Origin of the sequence: Lentzea rhizosphaerae, assembly GCF_042649515.1 — a bacterium.
Taxonomy (GTDB): Bacteria; Actinomycetota; Actinomycetes; order Mycobacteriales; family Pseudonocardiaceae; genus Lentzea; species Lentzea aerocolonigenes.
The window spans coordinates 216279-233989 of sequence record NZ_JBHRZI010000015.1; the positions used below are offsets into that span (position 1 = coordinate 216279).

The window sequence follows — 17711 nt, forward strand, 5'->3', positions numbered from 1 at the left end:
GGGCCCCGTGTCGCGAAGGCCCGCGCTTGACCGGCGCCCCACGCGCCGGACCAGGTCCTCACCAAGGGCACCCCACCGCGGTTGGAGGGTTGCCGGCCAGCAAGCTTGGGCTTGACGCTGGCTCTCATGACCTGCCGACGACGTTAGCGGAGGGTCACCGAGCGCGTCGACACCCGATCACATCGTGAGAAGCCTCGGAGACCGACTATTCGCCGGTCTCGCCCTTCCAGCGGGCGTAGCGACCGGCCCGGTCCACGGCACGAACGCGCCGCTCAGCGGCCTCGCGCGCCTCTTCCGTGGTGACGATGAGCAACTGGTCCTCGGTCTGCAGCCGCGTCGTCGGTTGTGGCGTGAAACTCTTCCCGCCGCGCACCACGAGGCTCACCGTGGCGCCGGTCGGCAGCCTCAGCTCGGACATGTACACGCCGTGCAGCTTCGACCCGCGCTGGATGTGCACCTGCAGCAGCTCGGCGCCCAGCTCGTCCAACGGCGAGGAGTCGACCTGCACCTCCTGCGGCTCCCCCGCGCGCACCAGGCCGAGGCGCCGCGCCAGGAACGGCAACGTCGTGCCCTGCACCACCGTCAGCACGATGACCAGCACGAACACCGCGTCGACCAGCTCGCGCGCGCCCTGAACGCCCTGGATCAACGGGATCAGCGCGAACACGATGGGCACCGCGCCGCGCAGGCCCGACCACGAGAGGAACGCCTGCTCGCGCCACGGCACCTTGAACGGCAGCGCGGCGAGCACGACGGACAGCGGCCGCGCCAGGAACGTCACCACCACACCCGCGATCAACGCCGGGACCAGCACGTCGAGCAGCCGCGACGGTGACGCGTAGAGGCCGAGCAGGACGAAGAGCCCGATCTGCGCGAGCCAGCCGAGCCCTTCCGCGAACGAGAGGGTGTCGGCGCGGTGCGGCAGGCGGGCGTTGCCGAGCACCAGCGCGGCCACGTAGGTGGCGAGGAACCCGGACGCGTGCGCGAGATCGCCTGCGGTGTAAGCGATCACGCACACCGCCACGGTGGCGAGCGGGTACAGGCCGGTGGCGGGCAGCGCCGCACGTCTCAGCCCAGCGCCGCCGAGATAGCCCAGCGCGACACCGATGAGCGCGCCCGCGACCAGTTCGTAGACCACGAGCAGCGGTGCGGTCCACGAGATCCGGTCCGACGACGCCAGCAGCACGACGGCGAGGTAGACCGGCGCGTCGTTGAGGCCGGACTCCAGTTCGAGCGCGCCGGTGAGCCGCGCCCCGACGCCCAGCGACCGCAGGACGCTGAAGACCGCGGCCGCGTCGGTGGACGACAGCACCGCGCCCCACAGCAACGCCATCCGCCAGTCGAGGCCGAGCAGGAAGTGCAACGCGGTTCCCGTCACGGCGACGCTCACCGCAACGGCCACTGTGGACAGTGCGACACCTAACCACAGCGAGGACTTCACGGCCTGCCAACGGGTCGTGAGCCCGCCCTCGCTCAGGATCAGCACGAGAGCCGCGATGCCGAGGGACTGGGTGAGGTCGGCGTCGTCGAACCTGATGCCGGCCACGGACTCGCCGAGCAGCACGCCGATGCCGAGGTACAACAACAACGAGGGCAGACCGAGTCGAGTCGACACGCGCACCGCGACCACGGAGATCAGCAGCACGGCCGCGCCGACGCCCAGAACGACCGTCACGTCACCCACCCGGACCATTCTCGTTGATCACCACCGAATTGGACGAATCCGACGCGTCACAACAACCCGCCGTTCTCCTCTACCGGGCTCATGCGCACAGGAGCATGTTGATCAGTGGCTCAATCCCAACCCTGCACTGGAGTTGAACCATGAGAATCCTGATCGCACTGGCGGCCGCCTTGACGGTGGCCGGAGCAACCACGGCACAGGCAGCCGCTCCGGCGGCCCTGGCAGCACCGAACATCAACGTCGCGAACGTGCGAGCCCACCTCAACCAGTTCCAGTCGATCGCGAACGCCAACGGCGGCAACCGCGCTCACGGACGTCCGGGGTACCTGGCCTCGGTGAACTGGGTGAAGAGCAAGCTCGACGCGGCGGGCTTCACCACGCGGGTGCAGTCGTTCACCTACGGCGGCGCCACCGGCTACAACCTGATCGCGGACTACCCCGGCGGCGACGCGAACAACGTCGTCGTGCTGGGCGGCCACCTCGACAGCGTCACCGCGGGCCCCGGCATCAACGACAACGGCTCGGGTTCCGCGTCCATCCTGGAGGTCGCCCTCCAGATGAAGGCCACCGGTTTCCAGCCGACGAAGCACGTGCGGTTCGGTTGGTGGGGCGCCGAGGAGCGCGGCCTGATCGGCTCGACCAACTACGTGAACTCCCTGTCGTCCACCGACAAGTCGAAGATCAAGGCGTACCTGAACTTCGACATGACCGGCTCGCCGAACCCCGGCTACTTCGTCTACAGCGCCTCCGGTCAGCCCTCCGGTTCGCTGGCGCTGCAGCAGCGGCTGCAGGCGGGCTTCACGTCGATCAACGTCCAGACGGAGCTGACCAGCGTCGGCGGCCGCTCCGACCACGCGGCGTTCGCCCGCGCGGGCATCCCGATCGGCGGCACGTTCACCGGCGCCGAGGGCCGCAAGACCGCGGCCCAGGCGCAGAAGTGGGGCGGCACGGCCGGCCAGGCCTTCGACCGCTGCTACCACGCGTCCTGCGACACCACGTCCAACATCAACGCCACGGCTCTCGACCGCAACGCGGACGTGATCGCCTACACGTTGTGGGCGACCGCCGCGTGATGCGCCGTTAGCACCTGCACGGCCTCGTCGAGCACCGGTTCGACGAGGCCGGGCAGCGTCGACCACATCTGGACCTGTCCCAGGTAGAGGCTGAACGCGATCAGTGCGCGCTTCTTCGCGTGCTCGCGGTCGAACCCGAGTTGTTCGAACAGCTCGGTCAGGTAGTCCAGGCGCCGTTGCGTGACGCGCTGGAGGACCGGCGCGATCACCTCGTGCTCCGCGCCCGCCTGCAACGCCATCTCCACCGATCCCTTGCGAGTGCGGTCGAGCACGGTGCTGAACAACGTCCTGAGCTTGTCGTGCGGGGTCGCCTCGGCCTCGACCAGCTCGATGACCTTCTCGGTGTGCTCCCGCTCCCACCGCTCGACCGTGGCCTTGAGCAGCGCTTCCCGGTTCGGGAAGTGGTGGTAGACGCTGCCTTTCGTGGCGCCCGCACGTGCCGCCAGCGGTTCGATCGCGACGGCGCCCAGCCCGCCTTCCGCCAACGCTCTCAGCGCTGTCTCAGTCCAGTCGTCGCGATTCCTCCGCACCACGCTTCCATACGCTACCGTACGTTTCAGAACATACGGCAGCGTATGGAAGGGGTTCAGTCATGATCAGAAACGTCCACGTCCGCGACCTCGGTGTGCCCGCGGGCCCGTTCGTCGAACGGATCCAGGAGCTCTGGCCGCCCGCGTGGGGCAAGCAGGAGTTCGACCGCCCGCTCGGCGTCGGCGCGGACGGCGGCCACGGCCCGATCCGCTACCGCTGCACGGCGTTCACCCCCGGCGAGTCGATCAGCTTCGAGTTCACCGAGCTCACGGGCACGCACACGCTCTCGGCGTCGGGCACGGTCGTGCGGCACGAGCTCATCGGCGACTTCGGCTTCGCGGCACGCCTGCGCTGGGCGCTGGTGATCCGCTGGCTGCACGACGCGTGCCTGGAGGACCTGTTCGACAACTTCGAGCGAGCAGCCGGACGCGAGCCCGCCGCACCGGCGCGGTGGTCACCCCGGGTGCGGCTGGTGCGGCGGGCGTTCGGCGTGGTGATGAAGCGTCAGCGGCAGAACACCTTGGCGGGACCCTCGTAGTACTGCCCGCCGTACAGGTCACCGTTCTCGGCGAGCACGCTCGGGAAGGCGAGGGTGAAGGGGTAGGACAACCGGTCGACACGGCCGTTCGCCCGTCGCACCGCGGTCCCTTCCCAGTGCAGGGCCTCGTCACCGGCGTCGTTGGCGGCGAACACGGGGCCGCCTTCCATGGTGCGGACGACCTCGCCCCGCAGGTTCCACTCGACAGAGGTTCCCTGCCAGTCACCCTGTGCCGCAGACGTCCCGTAGATGCGGCCGTCACGAATCAAAGTGGCGAACGTCTGGTAGTGCCCCTCCAGCGGCTCAAGTTCCGTGCGCTCGCCCTCCCGGTTCCACACGTAGTGGCGCTGTGGGACGTCCAACCTGTAGCCACCGAGAACGTTGCCCTCATCGTCGATTCCTCCCAGCCACCACTGCTGTCCGTCGTCGGTGCCGTCGAGCAGCCGCGGCGAGACCGACCCCGCCGGCCACACCGCCAACGCTCCTCCGGACGTGCCCGCCACATCGCCGTCGGCGTTGATGGAGTGCACGGTCGACGCCCTGCCGGGCAGCTCCTCGAGCTTCTCCTCACCACGCCACACGCCGTCCTCACCGTGGCTGATCAACACACCGTGCCGGTTGATGTCGGGGGTGGACCGGGACACGGGGAACTCGACCGTCTGCGCGACCTCGCGGTGCCAGATCACGACCGACTCGCCCCCGGCAGAAGCCAGCCAGTCGCCTTCACCGGAGAGCTGACCGACGGAGGACTCACCCGCCGGAACCGGCAGTCTCTTCATCCACCAGTCGCACCCCGTGTCCGCCCGTACGGCGGTGGGTGCGACCAACACGTTCGAAATCAACACCGCGGCGCCCACCGTCAGGCGCCATCCCCCAGCAACCACGTGCCACCCCTCTCGAGAGATCGACCGTTCAGCTGGAGGTGTCCGCCTCGGCACGAGGTGTTGCATCAAAAAGGCGGCGTGTGACGGGCGAACCCATCACACGCCGCCTTGTAGCGCCGTACTTACGCCTTGGCGACCGCGACCTTGACCTTCAGCCCGTCACCGACCGACCCCTCGGAAGTGCCCTCACCGAACACCACCGACGACGTCAACGTCTCCGACTGCACGAACGGCAGGTGCGGCTCCACCGCAGAACGGACCGCGTCCGGCAGCTCCAGCGTCAGCGTGATCCGGTCGGACACGTCGAGCTGAGCATCCTTGCGCGCCTGCTGCACCACGCGCACCAGGTCACGCGCGACGCCCTCGGCCTCCAGCTCCGGCGTCACGACCGTGTCGAGCACGACCACGCCCGCACCACCGGGCAGCGCTGCCGTGGCCGCCGGATCCGTTGCCACCAAACGCTGTTCGTACTCGCCCTCGAACAGCTCGACACCCGCGGCCACCACGCGACCGTCCACTTCGGACCAGTCGCCTGCCTTGACGGCCTTGATGACCTTCTGCACGTTCGGCCCGAGCCGCGGGCCGGCGGCGCGTGCGTTCACCACGAGCTGGAACTGGCCGTAGGCGTCGACGTCGGTGGTCAGCGAGACCTCCTTGACGTTGACCTCGTCGCGCACGATCTCCGCGAAGTCCTCCAGTGAACCGGCCACCGGCGAAGCGACCGTCAGGCGCGCCAGCGGGAGTCGCACGCGCAGCTTGTTCGCCTTGCGCAACGACAACGCCGTCGAGCACACGTCGCGCACCTCGTCCATCGCCGCCACCAGGGCGTCGTCGGCGGGCAGGTCGGACACCGACGGGAAGTCCGTCAGGTGCACCGAACGCCCACCGGTCAGCCCGCGCCACACGACCTCGGTCGTGTACGGCAGCAGCGGCGCCGCCACGCGCGTGACGACCTCCAGCACGGTGTGCAGGGTGTCGATCGCGTCCTGCTCGCCGTCCCAGAACCGCTGCCGCGACCGGCGCACGTACCAGTTCGTCAGCACTTCCAGGTACTCGCGCACCATCTGGCACGCGCCGGAGATGTCGTAGACGTCCATCGCCGCCTGGACGTCGCGCACGAGGTCGTGCGTCTTCGCCAGCGCGTACCGGTCCAGCACGTTCTTCGAGTCGACGCGCCACGTGCCCTCACGCCCGGAAGCGTTGGAGTACAAGGCGAGGAAGTACCAGGAGTTCCACAACGGCAGCACCGCCTGGCGCACCGCGTCGCGGATGCCGCGCTCGGTCACCACCAGGTCGCCGCCGCGCAGGATCGGCGACGCCATGAGGAACCACCTCATCGCGTCCGAGCCGTCGCGGTCGAAGACCTCGTTGACGTCCGGGTAGTTCTTCAGCGACTTGGACATCTTCTGCCCGTCGTCACCGAGCACGATGCCGTGCGCCAGGCAGTCGCGGAACGCGGGCCGGTCGAACAACGCCGTCGCGAGCACGTGCAGCGTGTAGAACCAGCCGCGCGTCTGCCCGTTGTACTCGACGATGAAGTCGCCGGGGTAGTGGTTCTCGAACCACTCCGCGTTCTCGAACGGGTAGTGCACCTGCGCGAACGACATCGAGCCCGACTCGAACCAGCAGTCGAGCACGTCCGGGATGCGCCGCATCGTCGACTTGCCGCTCGGGTCGTCCGGGTTCGGACGGGTCAGCTCGTCGATGAACGGCCGGTGCAGGTTGTCCGGGCGCACGCCGAAGTCGCGCTCCAGCTCGTCCAGCGACCCGTACACGTCCGTGCGGGGGAACTCGGGGTTGTCCGAGGTCCACACGGGCAGCGGCGAGCCCCAGTACCGGTTGCGCGAGATGTTCCAGTCGCGCGCGTTCTCGAGCCACTTGCCGAACTGGCCGTCCTTGATGTGGCCGGGCACCCAGTTGATCTGCTGGTTGAGCTCGACCATCCGGTCCTTGAACTGCGTCACGGCGACGAACCACGCCGACAGCGCGCGCTGGATCAGCGGGTTGTTGCACCGCCAGCAGTGCGGGTACGGGTGGTCGTAGGTCTCGTGGCGCAGCAGCAGGCCTGCCTCGCGCAGGTCACGGATGATCTGCTTGTTCGCCTCGAACACGTGCACGCCCGCGTACGGGCCCGCCTCGGCGGTGAACTTGCCGTCCGGCCCGACCGGCACGACGACCTCGATGCCCGCCGCGTCCGTCACGACCTTGTCGTCCTCACCGAACGCCGGCGCGATGTGGACGATGCCCGTGCCGTCGTCGGTGGTCACGTAGTCCGCGGTCAGCACCTGGTGCGCGTTCTCGCGGCCCACGAAGAAGTCGAACGGCGGCAGGTACTTCTTGCCGACCAGCTCCGTTCCCTTGAAGCGCGCGACGACCTCGGGCTCCTCGCCCAGCTCACGCGCGTACGCGGCAACACGAGCCTCGGCGAGCAGGTACTTGTCACCGTCAGAGCCGACGACGGTCACGTAGTCGACGTCCGGGTGCACGGCGGCGGCGAGGTTGCTCGGCAGCGTCCACGGCGTGGTCGTCCAGACCAGGGCCTTCTCACCGGACTCCAGGCGCAGCGCCACCGTGACGGCCGGGTCCTGCCGCTCGCGGTAGGCGTCGTCCATCTTGGTCTCGGTGTTGGACAGCGGCGTCTGGCAACGCCAGCAGTACCAGAGCACCCGGAAGCCCTCGTAGATCAAGCCCTTGTCCCACAAGGCCTTGAACGCCCACATGACGCTTTCCATGTAGTCGAGGTCGAGCGTCTTGTAGTCGTTGTCGAAGTCGACCCACCGGGCCTGGCGCGTCACGTAGTCGCGCCACTGGTCCGTGTACTGCAACACGGACGTGCGGCACGCCTCGTTGAACTTCTCGATGCCGAGCTCGTCGATCTCGTGCTTCTGCGTGATGCCGAGCTGCTTCTCCGCCTCGTACTCGGCGGGCATGCCGTGCGTGTCCCAGCCGAACCGGCGCTCGACGTGCTTGCCGCGCATGGTCTGGTAGCGCGGCACGACGTCCTTGACGTAGCCGGTCAGCAGGTGCCCGTAGTGCGGCAGACCGTTCGCGAACGGCGGGCCGTCGTAGAAGACGAACTCGTTGTCGCCGTTGTCGCCGGCCGGGTTGCGGTCGATGCTCGCCTGGAAGGTCTGGTCGTCCTTCCAGTACCCGAGCACGTCCTGCTCGAGGTTCGGAAAGGACGGCTGCGCCGGGACCTCGTTCGCTCCGGCCCTGGGGTAGGCCATCTCCACTGCTCCTCGCGGTCATGAAGGACACGCGAGGACGACACGCGCCGATGTGGCTCGGCGGGCCGCGGTACCACCCCGCTTGCTCACCCGCGACGGGCGAGCCTCTCGTTCTTCGGCTGTGACGGGCCGGTCCCGTCCGGTTCTACTGAGGTTCGCTGAACCCGTTCTTCCGGAGGCTCCCCGGTGATGGCCGGATCGGTGCCTGTGGGTACAGGGTACGGGTGCGCGCAAACCGTATGCTCGCCGGATGACGTTGACCATCGCGTTGTCGATCGTGCTGGCCCTGCTGTTCGCAGCTACGGGCGCGGGCAAGCTGTTCGGAGCGAAGACGTCACTCGAGGCACGTGACCATTTCCGGATGAGCGGGACGCTGTGGCGGACCATCGGCGCGCTGGAGTGGGCGGGCGCGGCAGGCCTGATCGTCGGCTTGATCACCTGGGAGTGGATCGCCCACGCGGCCACCGTCGGCCTCGGGCTGCTGATGGTCGGCGCCACGGTCACCAGGCTCAGGTACGACTCGAAGCCGTCCGGCGTCGTCGTGGACCTGGTCCTGCTCGCGTTGCTGATCATGCTGCTGTTCCTGGACCGCTGAGTAGTTCCACTGATTCACGCCTCCCCGGTGCTGCGCCAGACTCGGCAGCACTTCGACATGGGGGGTTGAACATGCTTCGCGGCGTGTTGACGCTGGCGTCGATCGTGGCCATGTCCACGGGTGTCGCCAGCGCGTCTGCTGATTCGTCCTTCGACTTCGTCTCGCAGGCCGGCGCACAGCCGGTCGGCGAGCTCTCCGGACACCGGACCGGCGTGAAGGTCTGGGAGTTCGACGGCGACCTGCTGCTCGACGGCCGCGGCTCCGGCGGCGACGTCCGCGTGCTGCTGCCAGGCGCTCAGGCGGAGACCGGCGTCCAGCACCGCCAGGTGGTGGTCGTCTTCGGTGGCATCGGCTGCCAGGACCCGCAGGGCCGCGTCGAGGTCACGCACCTGGTCCGCGACTCGGACGGCCGCATCACCGAGTTCGACGGCTCGGTCGAGCACCACTGCGAGCGCAGCCAGGACAAGACCTTCACCGCCGAGATCCACTACGTCCTGGAGGACTCGTGATGATCCGCACCGCTCTGGCCACCGCCGCGCTGATGCTCGCCGCCACCGGGATCGCCTCGGCCGAGCCGTCCCAGGAGTTCGTCTTCGACGCCGAGCCGCACGCCGCCCCGATCACCAACCGCGCGGGCCACTGGACGCCGCCCGGACTGGAGCTCCGCGTCGGCTTCCGGCAGAACGGCACTCTTCGGGTGGCGGCCGAGTACAACGGCCTGCGGGACTACGTCGACCTGGAGCTGTCCCGCCCCGACGGCCAACCGCTGACCGAGGGCACCTACACGGACGTGAAGACGCAGGTCGTCAACCGCGGACTCGGCTGCGTCGACCAGGCGGCCGACGTCACCGTCGAGAAGCTCGAACGCGCCGCCGACGGCTCGGTCGACACGTTCTACGGCGCAGTTGAACACCGCTGCGAGTACAGCAGCAGCCCGGACAACGCGCTGCGGATGAAGATCCGCTTCAGTCGATCATGAAGAACGGCTAACCGCTGGTACGGCTTCTGCGCACCAGCACCGCATCGGGCGTGCACACCGCACAGGGCGTGAACTGCAACTGCCGTGCTTCCTGCACCGGGAGGCCCAGCGTGGGCCTCCCGGCGAGCCAGGAACACGAGCTCAGGTGGTACCGGGGCCGCTCGTCCAGCACCCGGACCTCGTCCACCAGATCGGCCACGACGAGCAGGTCCGCCGCGTCGGTGTCCTCTTCCGGTGGTTCCTCGTCAGCGGGCGGCGTGTCGGCTTCTGCCGGAACCACTACCCGTTGATCATCAGCTACAGCCTGTTGATCTACACTCTGCGCGTCGGCAGCGGGGTCCCCCGGTCGCCGTCGCCACCAGTCCCAAGCGAGGACCAGGGCGGCGAGCACGCTCGCGCCCACGGACGACCACGCCCAGATCGTGTTGGACGTGGTCAGCGCAGGCACGAGCAACCCGAGGGCAGCCAGCACCAGAAGTAGAACTACGAAGAGCACCTAATGGACAGTAGTTCAGCCCGCTTCGGCGCGTGCGCCGAAGGAGTAGCCCTGGGAACGGCCCTCGGACGGAGCGGCCGGGCCGCGGTCCTGGAGGTCGCGCAGGGACGACTCGAGCATGGTCTTCAGTCGCGTGCGGTACTCGCGCTCGAACGTCTGCAGCTTGTCGATCTGCTTCTCGAGCGTGTTCTTCTCCTGGGTGATGTTGCCCATCACCTCAGCGTGCTTGCGCTGCGCGTCGCGGTCGAGCGCGGTGGCCTTCTCACGGGCCTGCCGCTCGAGCGTCTCGGCGCGCGTGCGCGCGTCGTTCAGCATGGTCTCGGCGCGGGTGCGCGCCTCGTTGACCATCGTGTCGGCCTTGGCACGAGCCTCCGACAGCAACTGCTCGGACTTCGTGCGCGCCTCGGACAGCATGCCGTCCGCCTCGGCCTTGGCCTCGCCGGTCAGCCGGTCCGCCATCTCCTGGGCGAGACCCAGGACCTTCGCGGCCTGCACGTGGTGGTCACCGCCACCACCGGGGGACGTCTGCTCCATCACCGTGGGCGGCGGGACCGGCGCCAGGCGGCGCGGCTCCTCCACCGGCATGCGGCTCGTCATGGGGCCGGAAGAAGCCTTCGCACGCGCGTCGTCGAGGTCGGCACGCGTGGTCTCGAGCTGCTGGTCGAGCTGCTCGACCTGCTGACGGAGATCGTTGTTCTCCTCGATCAAGCGGGCGAGTTCGCCCTCAACCAGGTCGAGGAACGCGTCCACCTCGTCCTCGTTGTAGCCCCGCTTGCCAATCGGCGGCTTGCTGAACGCGACGTTGTGCACGTCAGCGGGGGTCAACGGCATCGGATCACCTCTCGCACTCCTGGGCTGCGGTCATCCCCGGCTTCCCCGTCACGGCCTGGGATCTGCAACTTGCATCAAAATGATAACGAGCAGCCACAGCACAATAATCGATAGGTCCAGCCCGACGCCCCCGATCCGCACTGTCGGGATCACCCGACGCAGTGCGCGGACCGGTGGGTCGGTCACGGTGTACACGGTTTCCAGCGTCACGGCCACGCCGCCCGCGGGGCGCCACTCCCTCGCGAACGTCCGCACCAGTTCGACCACCACACGGGCGGTCAGGAACAGCGAGAACGCGAAGAGGACGTAGAAGATGACGAGACGGATCGGGTCCACGGGTCAACTCTAACCGTGGTTCCCGAACCCACCCTCCGCCAGCTTCCTGCGGTCCTCCGCCGTGACGTCAACGTTCGGCGGTGAGAGAAGGAACACCCTGCTGGTGATCTTGTCCATGGACCCGCGCAGAGCGAACGCGAGACCGGCCGAGAAGTCGACGAGACGCTTCGCGTCCGCGTCGTCCATGTCGGTCAGGTTCAAGATCACTGGAGTGCCGTCGCGGTAGTGCTCCCCGATCGTGCGCGCCTCGCTGTAGTTACGGGGGTGAAGCGTGGTGATGCGCGCCAACGGGTTGCCTGCCGGTTCCGCGACGGGACGCAGCCTGCTCACGGGCTCGCGCTGCGGCTCGACAGCCAGCGCACCGTGCACAGGTGCGTCAGCGGACCAGCGCCGCGTGCTCGAAGGGCTGCCGCCCCCGCGCCGCGACTCCGGCTCGTAGTCGTCCGACTCGTCGATGTCGGTCCGGTACCCGGAGCCCTGGAGCTCCGACCGGCCCGGTGTGAACACACGGCTGCGCCGCGGATAGGGGTCGTAGTCGTCGGCCTCGGCCGCGTACTCGGACCGGTAGTCGCCGTAGCGGCCGCGGTCGTCGTCGTAGCCGGGGTCGTCTGCGTACTCGGCGGGGACCATCCCGAAGTAGGCCTTCAGCTTGTGCAGCGCGCTCATTCCAGCCCCTCCTCGGCGAGTTCCCCACTCATAGGGACGGTGCGGACGGTCCCGAGGTTCCCGACAACCTATGGCGAGGTTAGTCGCCGGCCGCCGAGCAACGCCGTTCCGACACGCACACAGGTCGATCCGTGCGAGATGGCATCTTCCAGGTCCCCGCTCATTCCCGCTGACACACTGCGGACAGTGGGATGATCATCACGTAGCCCTGATACCACCGATGCCAACGCGTCAAACGCCTGCGATGGCTTCATCGTCAATGGCGCGACGGTCATCGCACCTCGAAGAATAAGATCACCCGAACGAGTGATCACGCCAGCCAGTTCCGGCACGTCCTCGACCGCACACCCACCCCGCGACGTGTCTCCGTCGATGCTGACCTGCAGCAACACGTCGAGCTTCTTCCCGTGCGCCCGAGCCGCCTTGGCCAACGCCTCAGCCAACCGGACGCTGTCCACCGAATCGACCTGATCGGCCCATTCGACGACGGACTTGGCCTTGTTCCGCTGCAATCGCCCGACCATGTGCCACCGAGCCTCTTCGAGATGTCTCAATTGGGCGACCTTGGCACTGGCCTCCTGATCGCGATTTTCGGCGAAGTTCCTCAACCCGAGTCCATAAAGGATCTCCACATCGCTCGCCGGCCAGGTTTTCGTCACCGCGAGCAACATCACGTCGCCCCGATCCCGCCCAGCAGCCTCACAAGCCTTCGCGATGCGCTCCTCAACCTCAGCGAGGTTCGCCCGAAGCTCGTCCTCCCGACTCACGGCTCGATCCAAACGACCGACGCGAGCCTTCCGGTAGGCGCCTCCCTGCGGTGACTGAAGAGATCCTTCTCCTCGAACGTGCACCGCGGATCCACCCCGATCTTCGCCACCCCGGCACTGGCGAGCTGGTTCCACAACCCGGCCCGCAAGTCCAACGCAGGCGTCCCCCGCCGCGACTTCGAAGCGCTACCAGGCAGGTGCTTGTCCACGTCCTTCTGCATCTCAGCAGGCACCTCGTAGCACTCACCACAAACAGCAGGCCCGAGCAGAACCTCAATCCGCTCGAGCTCAGCCCCCAGCCCCATCATCGCCTTGAGCGCCTCGACCACAACCCCGACACGCGCGCCGACACGCCCAGCGTGCACAGCACCGACAACCCCGGCCTCCTGATCCCCCAACAACACCGGCACACAGTCAGCCGTCAACACCACAAGCCCGAGACCAGCCTGTTTCGTCACAACAGCATCAGTGGCCTCAAGCGCCTCGCTCTGCGGCCCGTCAACCACCCCGACAGTCCGCCCGTGAACCTGCTCCATCCACACCAACCGATCGGGCGCAAGCCCAATCCCCTCAGCCAAGCGCCCCCGATTGGCCTCCACGGCCCCCGGCTCATCCCCAACGTGATCGCCGAGGTTGAAGGACGAATAGGGCCCCTTGGACACGCCACCGGCGCGGGTGGTGACAACACGACGAATGCGCACACCCACACCCTAGTTCGCACCCGGCAACACACCTCGCGGCACGGCGAGGACGACAGGCTCAGCACTCATCAGCCGAGCCCCAAGCGAAGGCGAGCTCAAGCCCGATGGCGAAGCCGAGGCGAGCCAACCGCGTTCTCACGCGACCCTGGCGCTCCCCAAACACCCCAAAACCGCAGGCGAACGCAGGCGTCCCCTCTAAGCAGGACCCCTGAGCCCAAACGTACTCAGCGGGTTCCAACCCCCGCCGCCGCGCGCTCTGCCACACACAGCGCTGTTGGCCACGGCGTCTGCAAGTACTACCAACCCAACATCAACAAGCCTGTAACTCCACCCATCCTGTTCGGTGTCCGCCGAACTGGATGGGTGTAGTTACAGGCGATTCGATCATGAGTTGGTGGTACTTGCAGACGCCTCAAAGCCACAGGGCGGACACGTGGAACGTGTCCGCCCTGGTCACGAATCGGTGGAACCCACCTACCGCCGCATGAACGGCGGCACATCCACCTCATCATCCGGGTCATCAGTAACCGGCACCGGCCGAGAAGGCAACGACCCGTTCTGCGACAACGACCGAGGCACAGACGGCACGTACCCGTTCCCCGGCGAAGGCTGCGGCGGCACCGTAGTACCAGGCTGCGGGGCCTGCCGAACCTCAGCCGGAGGAACCGGCGGAACCGGCGCCTGCGAGATCGGCTGTGAAACCGGCTGCGAAACCGGCGCCTGAACCACCGGCGGAGGCGCCTGCACCACCGGCGGCGGCACATGCGCAGCCGGCACAGCAGAAGCCGAAGCGATCGGCCCAGAAGCCGTCCGAGGCGGCGACGACAACGCCGTCGGCTCCAGCTTCTTGTGCGTGGGCCCGCCACTGTCGAACCCGGCCGCGATCACCGTCACGCGGACCTCGTCGCCCAGCGAGTCGTCGATGACCGTACCGAAGATGATGTTGGCATCCGGGTGCGCGGCCTCCTGGACCAGCGACGCGGACTCGTTGATCTCGAAAAGGCCCAGGTCGGAGCCACCGGCGATCGACAGCAGCACGCCGTGCGCGCCCTCCATCGAGGCCTCCAGCAGCGGCGAGTTGATCGCCTTCTGCGCGGCCTGGACCGCGCGGCCCTCGCCTCGGGCCGAGCCGATGCCCATCAACGCCGAACCCGCACCGGACATGACCGACTTGACGTCGGCGAAGTCCAGGTTGATCAGACCGGGGGTCGTGATCAGGTCCGTGATGCCCTGGACACCGGAGAGGAGCACCTCGTCGGCCGAGCGGAACGCGTCCATCAGGCTGACACCGATGTCGCCCAGCTGGAGCAGTCGGTCGTTGGGGATGACGATCAGCGTGTCGCACTCGTTGCGCAGGGCCTGGATGCCGTCCTCGGCCTGCTTGGCGCGGCGCTTGCCCTCGAACGAGAACGGGCGCGTCACGACGCCGATGGTGAGTGCGCCGAGCTTGCGGGCGATCGAGGCCACCACCGGCGCACCGCCGGTGCCCGTGCCGCCGCCCTCGCCGGCGGTCACGAAGACCATGTCGGCCCCCTTGAGGACCTCCTCGATCTCCTCGCGGTGGTCTTCGGCGGCCTTGTGCCCGACCTCGGGGTTCGCGCCGGCACCGAGGCCGCGCGTGAGCTCCCTGCCGATGTCGAGCTTGACGTCGGCATCAGACATCAGCAAGGCCTGTGCGTCGGTGTTCACCGCGATGAACTCGACGCCCTTGAGCCCGACCTCGATCATGCGGTTGACGGCGTTGACGCCGCCACCACCGATGCCGACGACCTTGATCACCGCGAGGTAGTTGTGCGGGGGCGTCATCGGATCCGCCTTCCTGATCGTGGTCCGTGCTGTGGTGCTGGGTGGTGATGCACCCGGATTGAAACTCTCAACCCCTGCTCGAGGTCCAGAGTTATGTCAACCCCATATGTTCCTGCTGGACGGTAAGCACCGGCGGTGCGTCGGTCCAGCAGCCACGCCGCAGAGTCCCAACACTGTGCGCTACTACTCCCCGGTCGTGCCGTCAAGCAGTACGCACGGTGCCGAGCACGGCGCACCATAAGCGTAGTCGGACCTCGAATCAGAGATCGTCTCGCCCACACCTTCGTCAGTTCCACCTCTTTTCCAGGTGATCACTGGCTACTGTCGGTAGATGGGGATGAAGATGCTGAGCGTCGCGCTGGCCGCGATCGCTCTGGGGGCAGTGACGGTGGCGCCCGCGAGCGCCGCGACCGGGAACGACATCATCGAGATCAGGAGCGTCGCACACGGCGACTGCCTGCAGCCCGACACGCCGCAGCCGCACGCCGGTCCCGGTGTCGGGGCCTGCACCGGTGCGAGCAACCAGCGCTGGGAGCAGATCGCGGTGGGCGGCGGCAGATACCTGCTGCGCAACCTCGCGAGCACCGAGTGCGTGAGCACCAAGTTCGGCAGCTACTGGTGCGACGACGAGGGCGCCGACATGTTCGCCGAACTCGTGCCGGACGCTTCTGGCGCCGTCCGGGTCAAGTTCGGCGCGGAGTACATGACCGGACTCACCTTCGGCGACGGCTCGCGGGAGATCTGGTTCCCGAGCTTCCGCGGCGACCCGGCCGAGGAGCTCTGGCAGGTGCGCGTGGTGGGCACTACGACGCCGCCAGCCGACACCAAGGGCCAGATCGTGCACATCAAGTCCGTCGACGCGACCTACGGCTGCCTGTACGTGACGAGCGACAACCAGCTCATGACGCTGTCGCTGCCGTGCGGGAAGACGGAGTACCAGAAGTTCCAGCGGATCGAGCTCGCTGACGGCACGACAGCCCTGCGCAGCCTCGCCAACGGCAAGTGCATCGCCCAGAACGAGCAGTCGCCCACGAGGATCGAGGTGCTGGCCGACTGCGCCGCGGACACCACCCGGCACCACTGGACGATCGAACCGACGAAGACCGGTGCGGCCCGGCTGTTCACCGGCGACCACTACCTGACGCCGAATTCCGACCGGGTGTTCGCCTACCCGCGGCAGCGCGAGACCAACACCTGGCAGCTCTGGGAACTGGTGGCGGCCTGATGAGGACGAAGATGCTGAGCGTCGCGCTGGCCGCGATCGCTCTGGGGGCGGTGACGGTCGCACCCGCGAGTGCGGCGGAGGGAAATCCGGTCGTCGAGATCGTGAGCGCGGCCGACGGCATGTGCGCGCAGCTGCAGGTCGAGGCCGCGCCGGACTGGCCGAGGCCGGTGCTCAGGAGCTGCACGGAGGCTCCTGCGCAGCGCTGGGAGCAGATCCCGGCGGGCGGTGGAAAGGTCATCTTGCGCAGCATCACGTCGCGCGACTGCCTGGAGGCCGGTGCCAGCGTCAAGAACTTCTGGTGCGACGACAGGTCCGAGTACCAGCAGGCGGAGCTGGTCCCGGACGCGGGCGGCACTGTGCGGATCAAGTACGGCAGCGAGTACGTCGAGAACCAGCACAGCTCCATGTGGATGGCGCGGTTCGCCGACTCGGACCGCCAGCGCTGGCGGGTGCGGCAGGTCGGCACGACGACGCCGCCCGCCGACACCGCGGGAGGGGTGGTGCGGATCGAGGCGGTCGCGCTCGGCTACGGCTGCCTCACCGTCGACGACAGGTCCGTGCCCAAGACGATGCCCTGCGCCGACGTGGCCGGGCAGAAGTTCCAGCGGATCGAGCTCGCCGACGGCGGCACCGCGCTGCGCAGCCTGGCGAACGGCAAGTGCCTGCACGCGGTGGACGGCGCCGAGGTGATCGTCGACGCGCTGGCCGGGTGCGACGCCCTCGACGCGGGCCAGACCTGGAAGCTCGACCGCGGCGTCACCGGCACGTTCCGCGTCCGGTCGGGCGAGCGTCTGCTCACGCCCGGCGACGACCACGTCTGGGCGGCCGCCGAGTTCCCGCCCTTCATCAGCGTGCAGACCTGGCACGTGACGGCGGCCTAGTCGCCGGTGGTTCCGTCCAGCAGTTCCCTGACGACGTCCAGATGACCGGCGTGCCGGGCGGTCTCCTCGATGACGTGCGCGAGCACCCATCGGGCCGAGACCGTCCGGTCGCCCCGGAAGGGCACGACGCGGTCCAGGTCCTCGGGCAGGATCTGGCGGCTGATCTCGCACTGCTGCCGGTAACCGTCGAGCAGGCCTGCGAGCGTCTCGTCTTCTTCGACGCGCCAGTCCGCGTCGGGGTCTTCCATCGTGTACGGCGCGCGCGACTCACGTCCGGCAAGCACCACCTCGAACCAATGGTGCTCCGTCCACCGCACGTGCTTCACCACACCGGCAGCGGTCGTCAGCTTCGACGGCAGCACCGCGCGCGTTGCGTCGTCATCGCGCAGACCGTCGACTTTCATCTCGATCGTGGCGCGCAGATAGTCCAGCAGGGCCGTGTAGGTCGCACGCTCGTCGGCGACCAGTGGTGGTGCAGTTCGTGTCATGCG

Annotated in this window: 19 protein-coding genes and 1 riboswitch; of the genes, 7 read left to right on the top strand and 12 right to left on the bottom strand. The window is 68.1% G+C overall.

Annotation, left to right across the window (positions count from 1 at the left end):
• Window positions 1-17 precede the first annotated feature (17 nt).
• Window positions 18-132, bottom strand: a riboswitch (SAM riboswitch).
• 73 nt (window positions 133-205) lie between these two features.
• Window positions 206-1693, bottom strand: a complete 1488-nt coding sequence (locus ACFOWZ_RS17925; protein WP_382373834.1) for a potassium/proton antiporter — start codon at window positions 1691-1693, stop codon at window positions 206-208.
• A gap of 131 nt (window positions 1694-1824) precedes the next feature.
• On the opposite strand from ACFOWZ_RS17925, the gene ACFOWZ_RS17930 reads away from it, so the two are divergent.
• A complete protein-coding gene (locus ACFOWZ_RS17930; RefSeq protein WP_382373836.1) occupies window positions 1825-2757 on the top strand; it encodes a M28 family metallopeptidase in 933 nt (310 codons plus the stop codon).
• Here the strand turns inward: ACFOWZ_RS17930 and ACFOWZ_RS17935 are convergent.
• Window positions 2730-3287, bottom strand: coding sequence for a TetR/AcrR family transcriptional regulator (locus tag ACFOWZ_RS17935; RefSeq protein WP_382373838.1), 558 nt, complete (start codon window positions 3285-3287; stop codon window positions 2730-2732). The genes ACFOWZ_RS17930 and ACFOWZ_RS17935 overlap by 28 nt on opposite strands.
• A gap of 62 nt (window positions 3288-3349) precedes the next feature.
• Between ACFOWZ_RS17935 and ACFOWZ_RS17940 the strand changes: the two genes are divergently transcribed.
• The gene (locus ACFOWZ_RS17940) at window positions 3350-3826 is read left to right on the top strand and encodes an SRPBCC family protein (RefSeq protein ID WP_382373840.1); all 477 of its coding nucleotides are present in this window, start codon (window positions 3350-3352) and stop codon (window positions 3824-3826) included.
• Here the strand turns inward: ACFOWZ_RS17940 and ACFOWZ_RS17945 are convergent.
• Window positions 3793-4605 (bottom strand): hypothetical protein, encoded by an 813-nt coding sequence (locus ACFOWZ_RS17945; protein ID WP_382373842.1) that lies wholly within the window; start codon window positions 4603-4605, stop codon window positions 3793-3795. The genes ACFOWZ_RS17940 and ACFOWZ_RS17945 overlap by 34 nt on opposite strands.
• 227 nt (window positions 4606-4832) lie before the next feature.
• Entirely contained in the window at window positions 4833-7937 is a 3105-nt protein-coding gene (gene ileS / locus ACFOWZ_RS17950) for an isoleucine--tRNA ligase (RefSeq protein ID WP_382373844.1), read from the bottom strand.
• Window positions 7938-8187: 250 nt separating this feature from the next.
• Here ileS and ACFOWZ_RS17955 point away from each other — a divergent pair, with 250 nt between their 5' ends.
• The 3 genes from ACFOWZ_RS17955 (at window position 8188) to ACFOWZ_RS17965 (ending at window position 9511) form a co-directional block, all read left to right on the top strand.
• Complete coding sequence (locus ACFOWZ_RS17955) at window positions 8188-8532, top strand: DoxX family protein (protein WP_382373846.1); 345 nt, start codon at window positions 8188-8190, stop codon at window positions 8530-8532.
• An 83-nt stretch (window positions 8533-8615) separates the two neighbouring features.
• A complete protein-coding gene (locus tag ACFOWZ_RS17960; RefSeq protein WP_382373848.1) occupies window positions 8616-9041 on the top strand; it encodes a hypothetical protein in 426 nt (141 codons plus the stop codon).
• Window positions 9041-9511, top strand: coding sequence for a hypothetical protein (locus ACFOWZ_RS17965; RefSeq protein WP_382373850.1), 471 nt, complete (start codon window positions 9041-9043; stop codon window positions 9509-9511). The genes ACFOWZ_RS17960 and ACFOWZ_RS17965 overlap by 1 nt, the downstream gene beginning before the upstream one ends.
• Window positions 9512-9518: 7 nt before the next feature.
• On the opposite strand, the gene ACFOWZ_RS17970 is transcribed toward ACFOWZ_RS17965, so the two are convergent.
• From ACFOWZ_RS17970 to ftsZ, 7 genes are all read right to left on the bottom strand, one after another.
• Window positions 9519-10007 (bottom strand): hypothetical protein, encoded by a 489-nt coding sequence (locus ACFOWZ_RS17970; RefSeq protein ID WP_382373852.1) that lies wholly within the window; start codon window positions 10005-10007, stop codon window positions 9519-9521.
• Window positions 10008-10022: 15 nt separating this feature from the next.
• Complete coding sequence (wag31, locus tag ACFOWZ_RS17975; RefSeq protein WP_030474154.1) at window positions 10023-10838, bottom strand: DivIVA-like cell division protein Wag31; 816 nt, start codon at window positions 10836-10838, stop codon at window positions 10023-10025.
• A 48-nt stretch (window positions 10839-10886) separates the two neighbouring features.
• Window positions 10887-11165 carry a YggT family protein gene (locus tag ACFOWZ_RS17980; protein ID WP_035914134.1) on the bottom strand — a complete coding sequence of 93 codons (279 nt, stop codon included), beginning with the start codon at window positions 11163-11165 and terminating at the stop codon, window positions 10887-10889.
• Window positions 11166-11183: 18 nt separating this feature from the next.
• Window positions 11184-11840, bottom strand: coding sequence for a cell division protein SepF (locus ACFOWZ_RS17985; protein WP_382373854.1), 657 nt, complete (start codon window positions 11838-11840; stop codon window positions 11184-11186).
• A 68-nt stretch (window positions 11841-11908) separates the two neighbouring features.
• Window positions 11909-12607: a YggS family pyridoxal phosphate-dependent enzyme gene (locus ACFOWZ_RS17990; protein WP_382373856.1), complete on the bottom strand. Its 699-nt coding sequence runs from the start codon at window positions 12605-12607 to the stop codon at window positions 11909-11911.
• A complete protein-coding gene (pgeF, locus tag ACFOWZ_RS17995; protein WP_382373858.1) occupies window positions 12604-13308 on the bottom strand; it encodes a peptidoglycan editing factor PgeF in 705 nt (234 codons plus the stop codon). The genes ACFOWZ_RS17990 and pgeF overlap by 4 nt, the downstream gene beginning before the upstream one ends.
• 474 nt (window positions 13309-13782) lie before the next feature.
• Window positions 13783-15114 carry a cell division protein FtsZ gene (gene ftsZ, locus ACFOWZ_RS18000; RefSeq protein ID WP_382373860.1) on the bottom strand — a complete coding sequence of 444 codons (1332 nt, stop codon included), beginning with the start codon at window positions 15112-15114 and terminating at the stop codon, window positions 13783-13785.
• A 331-nt stretch (window positions 15115-15445) separates the two neighbouring features.
• Here ftsZ and ACFOWZ_RS18005 point away from each other — a divergent pair, with 331 nt between their 5' ends.
• The gene (locus ACFOWZ_RS18005; protein WP_382373862.1) at window positions 15446-16339 is read left to right on the top strand and encodes an RICIN domain-containing protein; all 894 of its coding nucleotides are present in this window, start codon (window positions 15446-15448) and stop codon (window positions 16337-16339) included.
• Window positions 16339-17220, top strand: a complete 882-nt coding sequence (locus ACFOWZ_RS18010) for an RICIN domain-containing protein (protein WP_382373866.1) — start codon at window positions 16339-16341, stop codon at window positions 17218-17220. The genes ACFOWZ_RS18005 and ACFOWZ_RS18010 overlap by 1 nt, the downstream gene beginning before the upstream one ends.
• Here ACFOWZ_RS18010 and ACFOWZ_RS18015 read toward each other — a convergent pair.
• Complete coding sequence (locus ACFOWZ_RS18015) at window positions 17217-17708, bottom strand: DinB family protein (RefSeq protein WP_382373868.1); 492 nt, start codon at window positions 17706-17708, stop codon at window positions 17217-17219. The two genes, ACFOWZ_RS18010 and ACFOWZ_RS18015, sit on opposite strands and share 4 nt — an antisense overlap.
• Window positions 17709-17711: the final 3 nt, after the last annotated feature.